Annotated in this window: 15 protein-coding genes; 10 read left to right on the top strand and 5 right to left on the bottom strand. The window is 70.9% G+C overall.

The window, feature by feature from the left end; genetic code table 11:
- Positions 1-536: 536 nt before the first annotated feature.
- Complete coding sequence (arfA, locus tag ACTJKO_RS04330) at positions 537-2,048, bottom strand: arabinosylfuranosidase ArfA (protein ID WP_440686047.1); 1,512 nt, start codon at positions 2,046-2,048, stop codon at positions 537-539.
- 272 nt (positions 2,049-2,320) lie between these two features.
- Between arfA and ACTJKO_RS04335 the strand changes: the two genes are divergently transcribed.
- From ACTJKO_RS04335 to ACTJKO_RS04345, 3 genes are all read left to right on the top strand, one after another.
- Complete coding sequence (locus ACTJKO_RS04335) at positions 2,321-3,676, top strand: extracellular solute-binding protein (protein WP_440686049.1); 1,356 nt, start codon at positions 2,321-2,323, stop codon at positions 3,674-3,676.
- A 72-nt stretch (positions 3,677-3,748) separates the two neighbouring features.
- Positions 3,749-4,714 (top strand): carbohydrate ABC transporter permease, encoded by a 966-nt coding sequence (locus ACTJKO_RS04340; RefSeq protein ID WP_440686051.1) that lies wholly within the window; start codon positions 3,749-3,751, stop codon positions 4,712-4,714.
- Position 4,715: 1 nt separating this feature from the next.
- Entirely contained in the window at positions 4,716-5,627 is a 912-nt protein-coding gene (locus ACTJKO_RS04345; RefSeq protein WP_440686053.1) for a carbohydrate ABC transporter permease, read from the top strand.
- A 56-nt stretch (positions 5,628-5,683) separates the two neighbouring features.
- Here ACTJKO_RS04345 and ACTJKO_RS04350 read toward each other — a convergent pair whose 3' ends face one another.
- Positions 5,684-6,523, bottom strand: a complete 840-nt coding sequence (locus tag ACTJKO_RS04350; protein ID WP_440686055.1) for a siderophore-interacting protein — start codon at positions 6,521-6,523, stop codon at positions 5,684-5,686.
- 28 nt (positions 6,524-6,551) lie between these two features.
- Here ACTJKO_RS04350 and ACTJKO_RS04355 point away from each other — a divergent pair, with 28 nt between their 5' ends.
- From ACTJKO_RS04355 to ACTJKO_RS04370, 4 genes are read left to right on the top strand one after another with little or no spacing between them, the layout of a single operon-like run.
- Positions 6,552-7,631, top strand: coding sequence for a FecCD family ABC transporter permease (locus ACTJKO_RS04355; RefSeq protein ID WP_440686057.1), 1,080 nt, complete (start codon positions 6,552-6,554; stop codon positions 7,629-7,631).
- Between the two features lie 41 nt (positions 7,632-7,672).
- Positions 7,673-8,728, top strand: coding sequence for a FecCD family ABC transporter permease (locus ACTJKO_RS04360; RefSeq protein WP_440686059.1), 1,056 nt, complete (start codon positions 7,673-7,675; stop codon positions 8,726-8,728).
- Complete coding sequence (locus ACTJKO_RS04365; RefSeq protein ID WP_440686061.1) at positions 8,725-9,585, top strand: ABC transporter ATP-binding protein; 861 nt, start codon at positions 8,725-8,727, stop codon at positions 9,583-9,585. The genes ACTJKO_RS04360 and ACTJKO_RS04365 overlap by 4 nt, the downstream gene beginning before the upstream one ends.
- Before the next feature lie 11 nt (positions 9,586-9,596).
- Positions 9,597-10,616 carry an ABC transporter substrate-binding protein gene (locus tag ACTJKO_RS04370; protein WP_440686063.1) on the top strand — a complete coding sequence of 340 codons (1,020 nt, stop codon included), beginning with the start codon at positions 9,597-9,599 and terminating at the stop codon, positions 10,614-10,616.
- Between the two features lie 51 nt (positions 10,617-10,667).
- Here the strand turns inward: ACTJKO_RS04370 and ACTJKO_RS04375 are convergent, their stop codons facing one another.
- The gene (locus ACTJKO_RS04375; protein ID WP_440686065.1) at positions 10,668-12,719 is read right to left on the bottom strand and encodes a transglycosylase domain-containing protein; all 2,052 of its coding nucleotides are present in this window, start codon (positions 12,717-12,719) and stop codon (positions 10,668-10,670) included.
- 163 nt (positions 12,720-12,882) lie between these two features.
- Between ACTJKO_RS04375 and ACTJKO_RS04380 the strand changes: the two genes are divergently transcribed.
- Entirely contained in the window at positions 12,883-13,875 is a 993-nt protein-coding gene (locus ACTJKO_RS04380; protein ID WP_440686067.1) for an alpha/beta hydrolase, read from the top strand.
- 14 nt (positions 13,876-13,889) lie between these two features.
- Here the strand turns inward: ACTJKO_RS04380 and ACTJKO_RS04385 are convergent, their stop codons facing one another.
- A complete protein-coding gene (locus ACTJKO_RS04385; RefSeq protein WP_440686069.1) occupies positions 13,890-14,261 on the bottom strand; it encodes a VOC family protein in 372 nt (123 codons plus the stop codon).
- 92 nt (positions 14,262-14,353) lie between these two features.
- Positions 14,354-15,049 carry a helix-turn-helix transcriptional regulator gene (locus ACTJKO_RS04390; RefSeq protein ID WP_440686071.1) on the bottom strand — a complete coding sequence of 232 codons (696 nt, stop codon included), beginning with the start codon at positions 15,047-15,049 and terminating at the stop codon, positions 14,354-14,356.
- A gap of 174 nt (positions 15,050-15,223) precedes the next feature.
- Between ACTJKO_RS04390 and ACTJKO_RS04395 the strand changes: the two genes are divergently transcribed.
- The gene (locus ACTJKO_RS04395) at positions 15,224-15,862 is read left to right on the top strand and encodes a TetR/AcrR family transcriptional regulator (RefSeq protein WP_440686073.1); all 639 of its coding nucleotides are present in this window, start codon (positions 15,224-15,226) and stop codon (positions 15,860-15,862) included.
- 73 nt (positions 15,863-15,935) lie between these two features.
- Positions 15,936-18,575 carry an MMPL family transporter gene (locus tag ACTJKO_RS04400; protein ID WP_440686075.1) on the top strand — a complete coding sequence of 880 codons (2,640 nt, stop codon included), beginning with the start codon at positions 15,936-15,938 and terminating at the stop codon, positions 18,573-18,575.
- The last annotated feature ends 350 nt before the right edge of the window (positions 18,576-18,925 follow it).

Raw genomic sequence — 18,925 nt, forward strand, 5'->3', positions numbered from 1 at the left:
CGGGAGGCGCGCTGCCCGCCTGCACCGCCCCTCCCGTCTCACACGCTCGCCGGATCTCGCGCTCAGCGACAGTCCACGCGCTCGGCGGCGCGTGAAGTGTCGGCCAGCGCGAGACTCGCGGAGCCCGGGGCCGTGCGTTGCGGGAGCCGCAGCACCCGCTGGCGCGAGACTCGCGCGCGGCCGCCCATCGGACGGGGGCGCCTCCCGTCCCGCGCGGCCGCCGGATTTCGCGCCCAACGACAGATCACGCGCTCGCAGACGCGTGAACTGTCGGCCAGCGCGAGACTCGCGCCTCGCGACCGGCTGCCGGACGGGAGGCGCGGTACCCGCCCGCACCGCGCCTCCCGCCGGATTTCGCGCTCAGCGACACATCACGCGCTCGGCGGCGCGTGAGGTGTCGGCAAGCGCGAGACTCGCCTCGCGCACCACCCACCGACCCGCCGCGCGCCCCGCGCACAGCAGAGGGCGCCGACCCGCGAAGCGGACCGGCGCCTCCGTGCTCACTCGACACCCGCCGCGGCGTGCGCCGAGGCGTCTCAGCCGATCGACACGGCGGTCCAGGAGACCGGGGGCAGCTCGATCGTGACGGTGTCGCCCTCGCGGCGGACGCTCTCGTTGGTCCGGAGACCCACGCGCGAGGTGTTCGCCAGGTCGTTCACGGCGTGCACGTCGTCGTCCCACACGCCCTCGGCGCGGACCTCCGCGTCGGCGGAGGCACCGAGCCCGGCCAGGTCGATCGTGACCGTCGTCGACTCCGACGGGTGCCGGTTGACCAGGAACACCGCGACGGCGCCGTCCTCGGAGACCGTGGCCGCCGAGTCGACCACGGGGACCTCGCCGTACTTGCCGCCGTCGACCGTGTCGCCCGAGGCCTTCACCTGCAGCGACGTGCCCTGGGCGAGCCGGGACGTGAGCGAGAACGGGAAGAACGTCGTCTGACGCCAGGCCGGGCCGCCGGGCTCGGTCATGATCGGACCGATCACGTTGACGAGCTGCGCGATCGACGCCGAGGCGACGCGGTCGGCGTGGCGGAGCAGCGAGATGAGCAGGCCGCCGACGACGACTGCGTCGGCCACCGTGTAGACGTCCTCCAGCAGCCGCGGCGCCACGGGCCACTCGTCGAGGGTGAACTCCTTCTGCTGCTCGTTCCACTTGGTGATCGACCAGACGTTCCACTCGTCGAACGAGATGTCGATGCGCTTGTCGGACTTCTTCTGCGCCTGCACGTGGTCGGCGGCGGTCGTGACCGTCTTGATGAAGTGGTCCATGTTGACGCCGGAGGCGAGGAAGGAGGCGAGGTCGCCGTCCTCCTCGTAGTAGGCGTGCGCCGAGATGTAGTCGACGTCGTCGTACGTGTGCTCGAGGACCGTGCGCTCCCACTCCCCGAACGTGGGCATCGACGCGCCGGAGGAGCCGCAGGCGACGAGCTCGAGGTCCGGCTGGATCTGCCGCATGGCCTTGGCGGTCATGGCGGCGAGCTTGCCGTAGTCGTCCGCGTTCTTGTGGCCGAGCTGCCACGGCCCGTCCATCTCGTTGCCGAGGCACCACATCTTGACCGCGAAGGGCTCGTTGCGGCCGTTCGAACGGCGGTACTCGGAGAGCGCCGTGCCGGCGTCGATGTTGGCGTACTCGAGGAGTTCGATGGCCTCGGCGGTGCCGCGCGTGCCGAGGTTCACGGCGAGCATGAGCTCCGAGCCGACCATGTCGAGCCAGTGCTGGAACTCGTGGAGACCGACCTCGTTCGTCTCGGTGGAGTGCCATGCGAGGTCGAGCCGGCGCGGGCGCTGCTCGACGGGGCCGACGCCGTCCTCCCACTTGTACCCGGAGACGAAGTTGCCGCCGGGGTAGCGGATGGTGGACACGCCGAGCTCCTTGACGAGCTCGACGACGTCCTGGCGGAAGCCCTGCTCGTCGGCGGTCTCGTGGGCGGGCTCGTGGATGCCGTCGTAGACGTGGCGTCCGAGGTGTTCGACGAACCCGCCGAACAGGCGACGTCGCACCGGCCCCACGGTGAACGCGGCGTCGAGGACGAGGTGTGTGCGGGGCATGGATCTCCTTCGATCGTGCGAGCGGGTCGTACGGGGAGCGGGCCACGACCGGATGCTGTACCGAGTCGGACCGTCACGAAAAGTGAGCGCTCACCCACGAGAAACGCTACCGGGTTCCAGCCCGGTGCGGAAGGGGTGGCGGATGATGGGACCGAGCGCTAATGTGAGCGCTCACGGAGCACCGACCCGCTGCTCCGTGTGCAGAGCAGCGATGCTCTGGCCCGGAGCACCGACCCTGTTCCGGTCTCGGCCCGTCCCGATGGAGTGATGCCATGCCGATCCGACCAGCAACACCCGCGACGCGGTTCTCGCGTCGCGGCTTCCTCGCCGCCGGAGCAGCGGCCGCGACGGTCCTGCCGCTCGCCGCGTGCTCGAGCCCGATCGCAGCCGGGCTCGCCGGAAGCGCGCTCAACCCCGAGACCCTCGTCTTCTGGAACCTCTTCGGCGGCGGCGACGGCGCCCGCATGCAGGCCATGGAGGCCGGGTACGCCAAGCAGCACGGCGGTTCCTCCTCGCTGCAGGCGACGACGTTCGCCTGGGGCAACCCGTACTACTCGAAACTCACACTCGCCACCGTCGGGAACAAGCCGCCGGACGTCGCGGTCGCCCACCTCACCCGGGCGAAGCCGCTCTGGGACGGGGACCTGCTCGACCCGATCACGAGCGACGACCTGGCCAGCGTCGGTCTGAGCGCCAGCGACTTCAACCAGAAGGCGTGGACGGCGCAGAAGACCGCCGGGCACAACATCGCCATCCCGCTCGACACCCACCCGTTCGTCCTCTTCTACAACGTTGACGTGTGCCGCAAGGCGGGCCTGATCGACAGCGACGGCAAGCTCAAGGACCTCTCCGGCATGGACGCGTTCGAGAGCGCCCTCGCCGCCGTGGCGAAGGTCACCGGCGGCACCGCCCTCAACGTCGCGAACGTCGTCCCCGAGACCGCCACGCCCTGGCGCTTCTTCTGGACGATGTACAACCAGATCAACGGCGCCACCCCGTTCATCAGCGACGGCGGCTCGAAGCTCACCGTCAACGAGGACGCCTACAACGAGGTCACCAGCCGCACCCAGAAGTGGGTGAAGCAGGGCTGGCTGAACAAGGCGCTCGACTACGCCACGGCCCAGTCGCTCATGTTCGACGGCAAGGCCGGGTTCTTCATGCAGGGCGAGTGGGAGATCAGCACCGCGCAGTCGATCAAGGGCCTGAAGTTCGGCATGGCGCCGATCCCGCAGCTCTACGACAAGCCCGCCACGCAGGCCGACTCGCACACGTTCGTGCTCCCCCGCAAGGACCGGACGCCCGAGCAGCGCAAGCAGCACATGCTCTTCATCAAGCAGATGCTCGAGCAGAGCATGACCTGGGCCGAGGGCGGCCACGTGCCGGCGTACATGCCGACGTTCGACAGCACCGCGTACAAGAAGCTCACGCCGCAGTCGAACTACGCAGCAGCAGCCGCCACGGCCGTGTTCGACGACGCCGCCTGGTACGGCGGATCGGGCTCGACCTTCGAGGGCATCGTCGGCGCGCAGCTCGCGCTCGTCCAGCAGGGCAGCTCCTCACCGGCCTCGGCACTCAGCGCCATCAAGGGTCAGCTCCAGACCTACCTCAACACCCCGAGTCCGCTGTGACCGGGCACGCGACGACCGCGGACGACGCGGGCACCGCGAACGACGTGAACCCCGCGCGAAAGGCACGATGACGTGACTGCAGCACCAGTCCTGACCCGTCCCACGGATGCGGCCACCGCTCCGCGACGGCTCCGCACCCGCCAGACCAGTCTCAGCCGCGGCCAGAGCCGCAGCGGATGGCTGTTCCTCGCCCCCTTCGGCCTGTTCTACCTGGCCTTCCTGCTCGGTCCGACGGTCTGGATGATCGTCTCGAGCTTCTTCAACACCTCAACCGTCCGTACCGGGCTCGGCTCGTTCGCCGGGTTCGCGAACTACGCGGAGATGCTCGGGCGCAGCGACTTCTGGTCGTCGCTCTGGCACACCCTGCAGTTCACGCTCTACACGACCCCGCCACTCGTGGTCCTGGCGTTCGTGTTCGCGGTGCTGACGAACCGCATGAACCGCGGCCAGTGGTTCTTCCGGCTGGCCTTCTTCCTGCCGTTCATCCTGCCGTCGGCGACGATCTCCCTCATCTGGGTGTTCATCTTCACGCCGGCGACCGGTCTGTGGGCCAGCCTGCAGACCCTGCTCGGGATGACCCCGGGCTCCGGCATGCTGTCCAGCCCGAACACGGCGATGATCGGTGTCGCGATCGCCACGGTGTGGTGGACGCTCGGCTTCAACTTCGTGCTGTACCTGGCGGGCCTGCAGGAGATCCCGCGCGAGCTGTACGAAGCGGCCGCGGTCGACGGCGCGTCGAACTGGCAGCAGATCAAGTCGATCACGCTCCCGCTCCTCGGGCGCACGACGACGCTGGTCATCCTGCTGCAGATCATCGCGAGCCTGAAGATCTTCGACCAGGTGTACCTGATGACGAACGGCGGTCCGGGCATCTCGACGCAGGTGTCACTGCAGCTCATCACGGGCGTCGGCTTCACCGACAACCGGCTCGGCGCCGCGTCCGCCGCGTCGGTGCTCCTGTTCATCGTGATCGTGGCGATCGCGGTCATCCGGCAGCTCGTCGAGCGCGCTGCCGCCAAGCGCGAGATCGGGGCCTGACATGACCACCACCGAGAGCATCACCACCCGCCCCAAGCTCCGCTCCGGCGTCTCCGCCGCCGCGCCCGCGAACGCCGCGAAGATCGGCGTCTCCGGCAGGGGCTTCAACATCGCCGCGGCCATCGTCCTGACGGTGTTCGCGATCATCTGGCTCATCCCGAGCCTGTTCGCGCTGAAGACCTCGCTGTCCGACAACGGCGTGGCCGCCCTCGGCGCGAACGCCATCCTCTCGAACTGGAACCCGACGCTGCACTCGTACGCGTCGCTGTTCCAGGCCGGCGACATCTGGAACTGGTACCTCGCCAGCGCGATCACGAGCGTGGTGACCGCACTGCTGACGGTGCTGTTCGCGTCGATGGCGGCGTTCGCGCTGTCCCGGCTCGTGTTCCGCGGCCGGAACGTCGCGTTCCTGCTCATCATCCTCGGGATCATGATCCCGACGCAGGTGCTGATCATCCCGATCTTCCAGGAGCTCAACGCGGTCGGCCTGCTCAACACCTACTGGTCGGTGATCTTCCCGCAGGTGCCCGCCGTGATCGCGGTGTTCATCTTCAAGCAGTTCTTCGACGGCATCCCGAAGGAGCTCGAGGAGGCCGCGCGCATCGACGGCGCGGGGATGTGGAAGATCTACTGGTCCGTGATCCTGCCGCTGTCGCGGCCGGTCATCGCGGCGGTGACGATCCTGACCTTCGTCGGGGTGTGGAACAACCTGCTGCTGCCGCTGTTCGTGCTGTCCAACCCGGACCTCATGACGATCCCGGTCGGGCTCGCCACGGTCCAGGGCAGCTTCGGTCAGCGCTACGCGGACATCCAGGCCGGGGCGATCCTGGCGGCGCTGCCGCTGATCATCCTGTACCTGATCTTCCAGCGGCAGATCGTCGAGGGCGTGACCGGTTCCGGTCTCAAGGGCTGACGCGACCCCACGGCGGACGGGAGGCGCGGTGCCGGCTNCGCCTCCCGTCTGTCCGCTCAGGCCGGGACGGACTCCCGCGCCTCGTGCTTCCAGAACCCGGAGAAGGTGATGCGGGACTTCGGGAGCCCGGCTCGGTGCAGGTGGCGACGTCCCTCGGTGGCGAGCGTCGACTCCCCCACCACGAACGCGTACCCACGGTCGTCCGCCGGCACGTGACGCTGCAGTTCGGCGAGCGCGGTGCGTCCGGGCACCGCACGGGGGTCGGCCTGCTCGCGGACGATCCAGGTGACCGAGACGCCCGGGGGCGCGTCGAGCTCGCGGACGTCGGCGGCGGTGGGGACCTCCTGGATGATCCGCCCGACGGTGTCCCGCGGCAGTGACGCGGCGATGCCGACGACGCCGGGCAGGCCGGTCTCCTCGGCGGCGATCACGACCTCGCTCGTGTCCGCCGGGCAGTCGAAGATGCAGCCCTGGTCGAGGATCGCCAGCTCGTCGCCGGGCCGGGCGGCCAGGGCCCAGACGGCGGCGCGTCCGTCGGGTTCGCCCTGGGCGTCGGTGTGCACGACGAAGTCGACGTCCAGCTCGGCGGTCCCGTCGGCGAGGACCCGGAAGTCGGCCACCGTGTAGTTCGCGCAGTGCGGTCGGACGTCCTCGGGGATGGCGAGGAACGTGGGCCACCACCGCTTGCCGTCGAGCTCCGGCATCCGGAACACGGCCTGGTCGGGACGCTGGACGAACAGCCGGAACCAGTGGTCGAACCCGAGGTACCGGAACTCGTGCAGGTCGTCGCCGGTGATCGTGACCCGGTGCATCGACGGGGTCGCACGCTCGCCCCGGACGACCCGTGCGCGGAAGAGCCGGGGGTTCTCGGGCAGGAGCCGCGGGGTCTTCGCCATGAGGCAAGGCTAACCTAAGATGTTCCCCGTGCCAGCCCCCTCCCCCGCCGTGGCCACCGTCCCCGAGGCCCGCGTCGTCGACCCGGCAGCCACCCTCGGCGCCCACCGCACCGCGGTCCGACGCCGTGTGCTCGTCGTCGTCGCGCTCGTCGTGGTGCTCGTCGTCGTCGCCGTGGGGAGCATGCTCCTCGGCAGCAACCGGATCGGGGTCGACCACGTGCTCGCGGGTCTGCTCCGGACGGGCAGCAGCACCGACGAGGCGATCGTCTGGGGCTCGCGGGTCCCGCGGACGCTCATCGGTGCGGCCGTCGGCGCCGCGCTCGGCGTCGCAGGTCTGCTCATGCAGGGGCACACCCGCAACCCGCTCGCCGACCCGGGCCTGTTCGGCGTCTCCTCCGGCGCCGGGCTCGCCGTCGTGGTCGGCGTGTACGTCTTCGGCGTGACGAGCACCGGTGCGACGGTGTGGTTCGCGCTCGTGGGCGCCCTCGTGGCGAGTGTCGTCGTGTTCTCCGTGACCATCGCGGGCAGCGGGACGGCGAGTCCGGTACCGCTCGCGCTCGCCGGCGCCGCCGTGTCGGCCCTGCTCGGAGCGCTCACGTCGTTCGTTGTGCTCACCGACCAGGACTCGCTCGACGCCTACCGCCTCTGGGTCGTGGGCTCGCTCGCGGCGCGGCAGCTCGACGTGCTCGGAGCCGTGTGGCCGTTCCTCGTCGCCGGCATGGTGCTCGCCGTGCTCAACGTGCGCGCCCTCGACGCACTGGGGCTCGGCACCGACCTGGCGAAGGGCCTGGGCGAGAACGTCCTCGTCGCACGACTCGTCGGCCTCGGGGGCATCACACTGCTGGCGGCGGGCGCGACCGCCGCCGCCGGCCCGATCGGGTTCGTGGGACTCACGGTCCCGCACGTCGCCCGCGCGCTCGTCGGCACGGGCCACCGGTGGACGGTGCCGGTCTCTGCGCTCGTCGGGGCAGCCCTCGTGCTGCTGGCGGACGTGGTCGGTCGACTGGTCGGCGGCTTCTCCGAGGTGGAGGTCGGCATCGTCCTCGCCGTCATCGGCGGCCCGGTGTTCGTCGCCGTCGCCCGACGCCGATCGCTGGTGTCGCTGTGAGCGCGGCGGACGTCACGCGTCCGGACGCCCAGGGCCCACCGGTGCGCGGGCGCCGCGGTGTCGTGGTCGGGCCGATCGGCCTCGCCTGGCGCCCCCGCGTGTTCTGGTCCACGATCGCCGCCGTCGCCGCCGTGGGCGTGCTCGTCGTCCTCGGCGTGGCGGTCGGCTCGACGTGGATCGCGCCGGGGACCGTCATCCGCTCGTTGCTCGGGGCGGAGACCGGCCCCGAGGCGTTCATCGTCTCGACGCTCCGCCTCCCCAGGGTGCTCACCGGGGCACTGGTCGGCCTGACCCTCGGCGTCGCGGGGGCGCTCACCCAGACCTTCACGCGGAACCCGCTCGGCACCCCCGACATCATCGGCGTGACCTCGGGCGCGAGCGTCGGCGCCGTCGCGGCCATCGTGCTCGGCGGCGGGACGTACTCGGTCTCGGCCGTCGTGCTCGGCGGCGGGATCCCCGTCGCAGCCACCCTCGGCGCCCTGCTCGCGGCGGTCGCCGTGTACGGCCTCGGCTGGCGCGGGGGCGTGCAGAGCTACCGGCTCGTCCTGGTCGGCATCGGGGTGAGCGCGACGCTCGACGCGGTGACGAGCTACCTGCTCGTCCGGGCGAAGATCACGGCCGCCGCCGCGGCGTCGCAGTGGCTCGTCGGCAGCCTGTCGAGCACCTCGTGGTCGAGCCTCTGGCCGTTGCTCGTCGTGGCCGCCGTCGCGGTCCCGCTCGCCCTCGCCACGAGTGCCGCCCTCGGGACGGGACAACTCGGCGACGAGGTCGCGACGGGCGTCGGACTCGCGGTCCAACGGCACCGGCTCGTCGTGATCGCCCTCGCCGTCGTCCTCACCGCCGCTGCGGTCGCGGCGGCGGGTCCGGTCGGCTTCGTGGCCTTCGTCGTCCCGCAGATCGGGCTCCGGATCGCGGGGACGAACCGCCCGCCGTTGCTGCTCGCCGGGGCCCTCGGCGCCGCACTCGTCCTCGCCGCCGACCTGCTCGCCCGGTCGGCGTTCCCCTGGCAGGTGCCGGTCGGCATCGTCACGACCGTGATCGGCGCCCCGTACCTGATCTGGCTCCTCATCCGCCACCGCAAGGAGATGTCCCGATGACCCCGACCCCGGACGCCCCGGTCCTCGAAGCCCGCGGTCTCGCCGTCGGGTACGACCGCCACCCGGTGCTCACCGACCTCGACCTCCGCATCGAGCGCGGCAGCGTCACGACGTTCCTCGGCGCGAACGGCTGCGGGAAGTCGACCCTGCTCAAGGCCTTCGGTCGGGTGCTCCGACCGCAGGCGGGCGAGGTCCTCCTGGACGGCGTCCCCATCCGACGGGAACCCGGTCGCGCCGTCGCCCGCAAGCTCGCGATCCTGCCGCAGTCGCCCGTCGCCCCCGCGGGCACGAGCGTGCTCGACCTCGTGATGCGTGGCCGGAACCCGCACCAGTCGTGGGCGAAGCCGTGGACGGCGGAGGACGCGGACGTCGCGGAACAGGCGATCGCCGCCACCGGTCTGGGCGACGTGGCACACCGGGACGTCGCGAGCCTGTCGGGCGGGCAGCGCCAGCGCGCGTGGATCGCCCTCGTCGTGGCCCAGCAGGCGGAGACGCTCCTCCTCGACGAGCCCACCACGTACCTCGACCTCGCGCACCAGCTCGAGGTGCTCCGGCTCGTCCGACGCCTGAACCGGGAGCATGGGTCGACGATCGTCATGGTCCTGCACGACCTGTCGCTCGCCGCGCGGTTCTCCGACCGGCTCGTGGTCCTGCACGAGGGCGCCGTCGCGGCGGACGGCACCCCGCACGACGTGCTCACGCCCGAGCTGCTCGAGCGCGCGTTCGGCCTGCACGCCCGCGTGGTCGCGGACCCGGTGACCGGTGCGCCGCTGATCGTCCCCGAGGCCGACGAGCACGAGGTGCAGGCCGCGGGCAGCTGGCAGGAGGAACTGGCGAGCGCCGCGGAGTTAGGTTAGCCTCTCCTAACGTGAAGATCCCCCGTCGCGGCTCCCTCCGAGCCGCCCTCGTGACCTCCGTGGCCGTATCGGCCCTCCTCCTCGCCGGCTGCTCGAGCAGCGGTGACATCGACCAGAGCAGCGACGGCAGCACCACCGCCGCGTCCGGCCCCTGGTCGTACGAGGACGCCACCGGCACCACCGTCAAGGTCGACCACACCCCGAAGCGCGTGGTCGTCCTCAACGACATCGCCATCTCGTTCGTCGAGTACGGCCTGCACCCGGTCGGGACGTTCGGGCAGCTGCCGATGAGCAAGGACGCCCGGTTCCGCGGTCTCGACACCGACGGCATCACGCAGCTCGGTACCTCCTACGGCGACATCGACCTCGAGGAGCTCGCCGCCCTCAAGCCCGACCTCGTCGTCACGTCCGTGTACCCGAAGGACGAGAAGGGCACGCTCGACACCACGCAGCCCGGCTACGGCTTCAAGGACATGGAGCAGCAGAAGCAGATCCAGGCGATCGCCCCCGTCGCCCAGGTGGAGTGGGGCGGCAAGGGCGAGGACGTCATCAAGGAGATCACCGGCCTCGCCGAGTCGCTCGGCGCCCGGGAGTCGACCGTCGCGAAGGCCGAGGACCGCTTCGACACGGCACGGGACCGCCTCCAGCAGGCGGCGAAGGAGCACGACCTCTCCGTCGTCTCGATGTACGCCGACGGCGACGGCGCGTACGTCACCCGTCCGAGCGACGAACCGACGCTGCAGATGTACTCGTCCTTCGGCGTCGACTTCGTGGACCCGAAGCCGAAGGGCTTCTACTGGGGCATCTACTCGTGGGAGAACGCCGGGCAGATCACCGGTGACGTCATCCTGCTCTCACAGCAGGGGTACCAGGTCGCCGACCTCGAGAAGCAGCCGACCTTCGCCGACAACGCCGCCCTCACGGCCGGCCAGGTGCACAGCTGGACCTTCCCGGCGCTCGACTACGCGTCGCAGGCCGACTACATGACGAAGCTCGCGGGCTGGCTCGACGACAGCAAGCAGCTGTCCTAGACGCTCCACCCCAGGACGGGAGGCGNCGCCTCCCGTCCTTCTGTCCCTGCGTCAGCCAGCGGGCAGTGCCGCGTTGACCGCCGTCTGGGCCTGCCGCCACACCGCCGCCCGGGTCCCCGCGTAGGTGCCCTCGGCGTTGGCGTGGTGGCGGAGGTTCGACGTGCCGCCGTCCGTGTTGCCCTGCCAGTACGCCGTCACCGCGCGTGACGTGCCGCCGACGAGCCAGATCTGGTCCGCGTCGTCCGTGGTGCCGGTCTTGCCGAACAGCGTCGCACCGTCCGGCGTCTGCCCGCCGGACGCGGTGCCGCCGTGGAACGCCCCCTGCATCACCGCGAACGCGGTCGCCGCCACCGTGGTCGACACCGCGCGCCGGCACGTGCGCGACTGCCCTCCCAGCTGCTCGTCGTCCGGACCGGTCACCTGGTCGACCACCACCGGCGCGCAGTACACACCACCGTTCGCGACCGCGGCGTAGGCGGCCGCCATGGTCAGCGGCGCGATGCTCGTCGTGCCGAGCACCGCCGCGGGGTTCGCCGGCAGCTCGCCGCCCGTCGCCGGGTGCACGCCGAGGCTGGACGCCACGTCGCGGATGTCGCACAGGTCGAGTTGCGCGGCCATGGACGCGTACGCGGCGTTCACGGACTGCGCCGTCGCCGCCCGGACCGTGTACGGGCCGCTCTGGCCGGGTGAGTCGTTCTTCGGGTTCCAGAACGCGTCGACCGTCCGGCCGCACTGCGTCCACGTGCTCCGCCCCTGGCGCGTCCCGTCGACGACCGCGTCTGGGCTCCGGCCCGCGGCGAGCCACTGCAGGAGCGTGAACATCTTGTACGTCGACCCGACCTGGAAGCCTTTCGAACCGCCGTACGCCTCGTCGGTGGCGTAGTTGAGGGACGTCGCGGTCGCCGGGGCGTGCGCGGAGCGGTCGTAGTCCGTGTTCTGCGTCATGGTCAGCACACGGCCCGTGCCGGCCTCCACGGTGTCGAGGGTCGCGCCGAGGGCGAACCGCGCCTCGGTGTTCGGATCGTACCGGTCGAGCAGCGCCTTCTGCTGACCGTTGAGGTCGAGGTCCAACGTCGTCTGGATCCGGTAGCCGCCCGTCCGCCAGGCGTCCTCGCGGCGCTCCGGGGTCGGGCCGAGCTGCGGGAGCTCCGCCGCGACCTGGACCGCGTACTGGCAGAAGAACTCGGCTCCGCGGGTGACGGCCTCGCACCCCTGCTCCGGCGGGGTCAGGTGGACGGAGTCGGCGGGTCGCGACGCCAGCGCCTCGGCGAGTTCGGCGCGGGTCAGGTGGCCCTGGTCGTGCATCGATCGCAGGATCACGTCGCGCCGTGCCACGTTGTCCGCGTCGTGCGACGGCGTCGACAGGTCCCGGCGCTCGGGCCACTGGACGATCGCGATGAGGGACGCCGCCTCGGCGGGCGTCAGGTCCGCGGCGTCCTTGCCGTAGTAGTGCTGCGACGCTGCCTGCACCCCGTAGGTCTGGTCACCGAAGTAGGCGATGTTGAGGTACGCCGCCAGGATCTCCCGCTTCGAGTACTGCTTCGCGAGACCGATCGCCAGCTTCATCTCGGCGAGCTTCCGCTGTGCCGAACGCTCCGACGCCTCCTCGTAGCCGGCTTCACGCTCCTGCGCCGTCGGGAGCTCGCTCGCCCGCTGGATCTTGATGTTCCGCACGAGCTGCATCGTGATCGTCGATCCACCGGAACCGCCCGCCGCGCCCGCCGCGACGACGCTCACGAGCGACCGGACCATGCTCGTCGCGTCCACGCCGCCCGTCTCGAAGAACCGCTTGTCCTCGCCGTCCACCGCCGCGTGCTCGAGGTGGTCGCTGATCCGGTCGAGCGGGAGCGCCTGGCGGTTCTGGGCCCACACGTCCGCCAGGTGCACCGGCGCACCGCCGCGGTACGCCCAGATCTCGTTGCGCTGGGGCAGGTCGCCGATCTCGATGTACTCCGGCAACGAGTCGAACACCCCGATCGCCGACGTCGTACCGACACCGGCCACGGCCAGGACCGGCGTCACGCCGACCCCGACCAGCAACCCCGCCAGCACACTGCCACCGACGAAGCCGAGCGCGGCTCCTCCTGCACGTCGCACCGTCATCTGTGGACCTCCCCCTCGTTGGACACCGCTGCCGCGGTCCCCGGAGCGTCCCAGCCGTGTTCGGACGACCGCCGGGACTTCCCCGGAGAAGTCCGCCGCAACGGCTGGGAAAGACCCGAGTCGGCACGGATCGTTACCCGACGTCGACGGCTACGCTCGACGGATGGCCGACCACGGATGGCGCGAGGACGTCCTCGGAGCACCGTTCGAGCGGCTCGAGCTTCCGCTGGGCGAGGACGACGAGGGACCGGTCGTGGCGACGCTCGTCCGCCGGAGACGCTCCCCGGCGGACCTGCTGCGGCAGGCGCACGGCCCGCTGCACGGTGTCGACGTCCTGTACGTCCACGGCTGGTCCGACTACTTCTTCCAGGTCGAGCTCGCAGAACGTGTCGAGCGCCTCGGGGCCCGGTTCCACGCCCTCGACCTCCGCAAGTACGGCCGGAGCCTGCGACCACGGCAGACACCGGGCAACATCGACGACCTCGCCACCTACGACGAGGACATCGGCGCCGCACTCGACGCGATCGCCGCCGAGCACCACGGCGACACCGGGCGACGACTCGTGCCGATGGGGCACTCGACGGGCGGCCTGACCCTGTCGCTGTGGGCGGCGCGGCACCCGGACCGCGTCGCCGGACTCGTCCTGAACAGCCCGTGGCTGGAGTTCCAGGCGAGCGCGGTCGGCCGCGCCCTCGTCGCACCGGTGATCAAGCTCGGAGCACGCCGGAACCCCCTCGCGCCGATGCCCGCCGTGGACCCCGGCTTCTACACGAGGACGGTCTCGGCTGCGGGCGAGGGCTCGTGGACGTACGACCAGCAGTGGCGACCCGACCGGGGGTTCCCGCTGCACCCGGGCTGGCTCGCCGCGGTGTTCGACGGGCAGGCGACGGTCGCCGCGGGACTCGGGATCGAGGTCCCCGTGCTCGTCATGCTGAGCGACAAGAGCATGCTGCAGCCGCGGTGGGACGACGGCATGGCACGCGCCGACGTCGCGCTCAACGTGGACGTCGTCGCGCACCGCGCGCTGTCCCTCGGGAGCGAGGTCACGGTGCGCCGCCTGCACGGAGCGGTGCACGACGTGGTGCTGTCCGTGCCGGACGTCCGCGAGCACGCGTACGACGCGATCGGTCGGTGGGCGGCCACGCTCCCGCGCTGACGCGACCGCCGGGGTCACGCGGGGCGGCTGAACAGGTTCACCAGGTTGCCGTCCGGGTCGCGGAACAGCGTGGAGCGGTTGCCCCACGGCATCGTCGCCGGCGGCAGCACGACGTCGTGCAGTCCGTCGCGCAGCCGCTCGAACGCGGCGTCGACGTCGTCGACGAGGAACTCGACGACGACGCTCCCGTTGCTCCGGGGCACGGGCGCTCCGTCACCGAGCATCGCGACCGTGGCCGGTGTGCCGAGTGCGAGCACCGCGCCTCCCGTCACGATCTCCGCGAACACCGGCGCCGGCCGCCGAGCGGACGTCCCGGTGACCCGCTCGTAGAACGAGACCATCCCGTCCAGGTCGTCGGTGATGATGCGGATCGATGCGAACTCCATGGCTGCCTTCCCGAGCGACCACCGTGGCCGCTCGGCACCGAGCATCCTCGCCCTCCGCGACACCGTCCTGTCGGTGTTCGACGAGATCGACCTCAAGATCCGAGGACGGGCCGGAGCACGCCGTGCGGGATGTCGAGGTCCTCGGTGCGCACGGCCCGCGGAGGGGCGAGCTCGCCGGTGTCCTCCACGGAGACGACCCGGTCGCCGCGGAACGCCCGGACGCCGTCGCGGAGGCGGCACCACGCCACCAGGTACCAGTCCTCGCCCTTGCCGATGTAGCCGAGTGGTTCGACCGTCCGTTCGGTGTCGTTCCCCGCGGCGTCCCGGTACCGCATCCGCACGACCCGTCCACCCGCGAGCGCACCGGCGAGCGCCGTCGGGGCAGGATTCCGGTCGCCGGCTTCGAGCAGGTGCACGCGGCTCGCCAGCCGTGCGGTCCGCAGGGCGTCGTCCTCGGTCAGGACCGCGGTCACTTTCCGGGCGGCGCTCCGTGCGGCGTCACGGAACGGACTGTTCCCGAGGACGCCGAGCCCGATCGCGACGGCGAGGGCCTCCTCGACCGTCAACCCGAGCGGCGGCAGCGTCGCGCTTGCGTCGAGCGTGTATCCGCCGGCACGCCCCGGTTCGGCCCAGATCGGGACGCCAGCCTCCTGCAGGGCGCGCAGGTCACGCTCGACGGTGCGGACGCTGACGCCGAACGCGTCCGCGAGCCGACGCGCGCTCCGCAGCGCGGGTGCGGCGGCGCGCAGCTCCTCGACGAGGGCGTAGAGGCGGTCGGTCCGGTTCACCGGACGCGCGCTCGGTCGCGGTCGGTGCGCAGTGTCGTCGCCATGGTGACGACGGTACCGACTGGAGGCGCGGTGCCAGCCCGCACCGCGCCTCCAGTCCGTGCGTGGGCCCGAACCTGAGGATGCACTCCTAGTCGTTGCACCGAGTGCATCGATGCACCTAATGTGCTCACCGTGACCCTGTCGATCGATCGTCGCGCCGCCCTCAAGGCGAAGCACCGCGCCGCGATCCTCCAGGCGGCGCGCGACCTCGTCGAGGAGCGCGGTGGCCGGGGATTCAGCGTGGAGGAGCTCGCTACACGCGCCGATGTCGCGCGGCGGACGGTCTTCAACCACTTCGCCTCCCTGGATGAGGTCCTGCTGGCGGTCTGTGAACAGGAGCTCTCGGTCATCATCGACCGCTTCCTCGCCGACATGGCGAAGACGCCGGTCGGTGACGGCAGCCGGGCGTCGATGTTCGACGAACTCGAATCAGCCGCACGCGGTGCCGACCTGGCGCCCGCGATCGCGAGCATGTACCGGATCCTCGGCGACCCCGGCAAGGACGACCCGAAGGCTGCGGTCCTCACGCAGACAGCATTCTCTCGCGTCACCGAGCGGCTGCGGGCCGAGGTCGCCCGCCGCCACCCGGCGGCGGACGCCCTCGACGCGGCGCTCCTGGTCGAGTCCCTGATGAGCGGCATCGTCGTCATCGCGGAACACTGGCTCACGACGACCGGCCCGCGCCTCGACGACGCAGCGCTCGACGCCTGGGACGCCCTGCTCGCGCGCCTCGTGCACAGCGTCCGCAGCGGCTACATGGCCACCGACTGACACCTCCCGAGGGGTCCACCGGCGCACCCCGCACCTCCACAGCACGTCACACGAAAGGAACGTAGGCAACCGCATGGCCGGTCTCCTCTACCGTCTCGGACGGTTCTCCGCACGACGCCACTGGCTCGTGATCATCGCCTGGGTGGTGATCCTGGGCATCGCGGGCGTGACCTACAGCCTGTTCGCCGGGACGATCTCGTCGTCGATCACGATCCCGAACACCAAGACGAGCCAGGTGCAGGACGAGCTCGCCGACAAGTTCCCGTCCGCGAACGGCGGCAACGGGACGATCGTCTTCGAGACGAAGAACGGCAAGGCGTTCACCGAGGCGCAGAAGTCCGACATCGCCGACTTCCTCGGGAAGGTCGAGAAGCTCGACGGCGTCAAGGGCGCGACCTCCGGCTTCGACACGCAGCAGAAGCTCGACGACCAACGGCAGAAGATCGTCGACGGCCGGAAGCAGATCAGCGACGGTCGCGCGAAGATCGCCAGTGGTCAGCAGCAGCTCGACGCGAAGAAGGCCGAGCTCGCCTCCGGCAAGCAGCAGCTCGAGCAGGCGCAGCAGCAGCTCGACGAGAAGAAGGCCCAGGCCGAGGCCGCAGGAGCCGCGGCAGCAGCGGCGGCCGAAGCCCAGCTCGCGCCGGCGCAGGCGCAGCTCGACGCCCAGCAGCAGCAGCTCACCTCGGGGCAGGCACAGCTCGACGCCGCGCAGAAGACGATCGACGAGAACACCGCGAAGCTCGACACGAGCGAGCAGCAGCTCGAACAGGGGTCGAAGCTCCTCGACCTGTCGAAGGACATCCGGTTCGTCTCGTCGAACGGCAGTGCCGTGATCGGCACCGTGCAGTTCACGAAGTCGACGTACGAGGTGCCAGCGGACACGAAGACCGCCATCGCGGACGACGCCGACTCGGCCGACATCAGCGGCGTGGACGTGTACGTGTCGAACGACATCGCGCAGGGCGTGCCGTCGATCCTGGGCCCGGGTGAGATCGGCGGCGTGATCATCGCCGCGATCGTGCTGTTCCTCATGCTCCGCACGATCATCGGCGCCGCCGTCCCGCTCGTCAGCGCCGTCCTCGGCGTCGGCGTGGCGTCGCTCGCGGCCCTGTCGTTCTCGAGCCTGGTCGAGTTCATCTCGGTCACCCCGGTGCTGGGGGTGATGCTGGGCCTGGCGGTCGGCATCGACTACTCGCTGTTCATCCTCAACCGGCACCGGACCCAGTTGAAGCAGGGCATGGCGGTGCACGAGTCGATCGGACTCGCGAACGGCACGTCCGGCAACGCGGTGGTCTTCGCGGGCGCGACCGTCATCGTGGCCCTGCTCGCGCTGAACATCACCGGCATCCCGTTCCTCGGCCTCATGGGCACGGTCGGTGCGGTCGCGGTGTTCTTCGCGATCCTCATCGCCACGTCGTTCACCCCGGCGCTGCTGTCGCTCATCGGCATGCGGATCCTCCGGAAGAAGGAACGCGCCAGCATCGGCGACACGGACTCGATCCGGGTCCCGAACAAGCCGATGTCGACCTGGCGCGCGGTCATCACGCTCGTCGCGGGCGTCGCGGTGCTCGGCACGATCGCCCTGCCGGCGACGCAGATGCGGCTCGGCCTGCCGACCGGCGCGTCCGAAGCGGTCGACTCCAGCCAGTACAAGGCGTACAAGGCCCTCGACGACGAGTTCGGCGCCGGTCAGAACGGCCCGCTGCTCGTCGTCGCGAACCTGCCGAAGGCCGTCAGCAAGGACGACGTCACCGCGACCGAGGTCACCATCGGGCAGGCGATCGCGAAGAACGACGACGTGAAGGCCGTGCTCCCGATCGGCTCGTCGAAGGACCGCGACATCATCGCGTTCCAGGTGAAGCCGGCCGGCGGCCCCGACAGCGTCTCGACCGAGACCCTGGTGAAGGACCTCCGCGAACAGCACGTCACCGTCGACGACGGCAGGGCCACGCTCGGCGTCGCCGGCAACGCCTCGGCGAACATCGACGTGTCGGAGAAGCTCGCGAACGTGCTGCCGCTCTACCTCGTGGTGGTGGTCGGCCTGTCGCTGATCATCCTCATCATCGTGTTCCGGTCGTTCCTCGTGCCGATCACCGCGACCGCCGGGTTCATCCTGTCGGTGCTGGCGTCGTTCGGCGGCCTGACCGCGATCTACCAGTGGGGTTGGCTCGGCAGCGTGTTCGGGGTGCACGACCCCGCACCGATCCTGAGCTTCCTGCCCATCATCGAGATCGGGATCCTGTTCGGGCTCGCGATGGACTACCAGCTCTTCCTGGTGTCCGGCATGCGGGAGGCGTACGCGCACGGCGCCTCGGCCAAGGTCGCCGTCCAGCGAGGTCTGCACGCCGGCCGCGCGGTGGTCACGGCAGCGGCGATCATCATGATCTCGGTGTTCGCGGGCTTCATCTTCTCGGACTCCTCCACCATCAAGCCGATCGGCTTCGGCCTGGCGTTCGGCGTCCTGGTCGATGCCTTCGTGGTGCGCATGCTGCTCATCCCGGCGGCGATGCACCTGCTCGGTCAGAGCGCGTGGTGGTTCCCGAAGTGGCTCGACCGGATCGTGCCGGACGTCGACGTGGAGGGCGCCAAGCTCGAGCGGACGCACCCGGCCGGCCACGGTGCCGAGGGCTCCGACCACCACGGGTCGCACGCGGCCGCCGTGGAGCCGGACGCGAACCCGCACGAGGGGCACACCCCCACGCACCGCGCGTAGCGCGACCGCACGGAGGCGCGGTGCCGGTCCGGTGGACCGGCACCGCGCCTCCGGCGCGTTGCGGGGCGTGGGGCGGCGGAACGGCGGGGGCGCCGACGAGGAACGACACTGTCGCTGTCGTACGACGACCACAACGTCGCAACCACGCGCGCGCAACTGTTGCAGCCGCGCGCGAGCGACACTGTCGCTGTCGTACGACAACGACAACGTCGCAACGCCCCACCCGCGAGCCCCAGCCTGCCCGGCCGCACCGCGCCTCCCGTGCGTCGCCTCGGCGCCGGCACCGGCACCGGTGGCCGACGCGGAACGACATTGTCGCGGTCGTACGACGACCACAACGTCGCAAGCAC

The organism is Curtobacterium sp. 22159 (genome assembly GCF_052045775.1).
In the GTDB taxonomy this organism is placed as follows: Bacteria; Actinomycetota; Actinomycetes; order Actinomycetales; family Microbacteriaceae; genus Curtobacterium.

What these genes read in the sequence shown, in the direction of transcription:
- arfA (WP_440686047.1), bottom strand. Translation starts at nt 2,048, where the DNA reads ATGCCCCGCACACACCTCGTCCTCGACGCCGCGTTCACCGTGGGGCCG.
- ACTJKO_RS04335 (WP_440686049.1), top strand. Translation starts at nt 2,321, where the DNA reads ATGCCGATCCGACCAGCAACACCCGCGACGCGGTTCTCGCGTCGCGGC.
- ACTJKO_RS04345 (WP_440686053.1), top strand. Translation starts at nt 4,716, where the DNA reads ATGACCACCACCGAGAGCATCACCACCCGCCCCAAGCTCCGCTCCGGC.
- ACTJKO_RS04380 (WP_440686067.1), top strand. Translation starts at nt 12,883, where the DNA reads ATGGCCGACCACGGATGGCGCGAGGACGTCCTCGGAGCACCGTTCGAG.
- ACTJKO_RS04365 (WP_440686061.1), top strand. Translation starts at nt 8,725, where the DNA reads ATGACCCCGACCCCGGACGCCCCGGTCCTCGAAGCCCGCGGTCTCGCC.
- ACTJKO_RS04385 (WP_440686069.1), bottom strand. Translation starts at nt 14,261, where the DNA reads ATGGAGTTCGCATCGATCCGCATCATCACCGACGACCTGGACGGGATG.
- ACTJKO_RS04400 (WP_440686075.1), top strand. Translation starts at nt 15,936, where the DNA reads ATGGCCGGTCTCCTCTACCGTCTCGGACGGTTCTCCGCACGACGCCAC.
- ACTJKO_RS04375 (WP_440686065.1), bottom strand. Translation starts at nt 12,719, where the DNA reads ATGACGGTGCGACGTGCAGGAGGAGCCGCGCTCGGCTTCGTCGGTGGC.
- ACTJKO_RS04350 (WP_440686055.1), bottom strand. Translation starts at nt 6,523, where the DNA reads ATGGCGAAGACCCCGCGGCTCCTGCCCGAGAACCCCCGGCTCTTCCGC.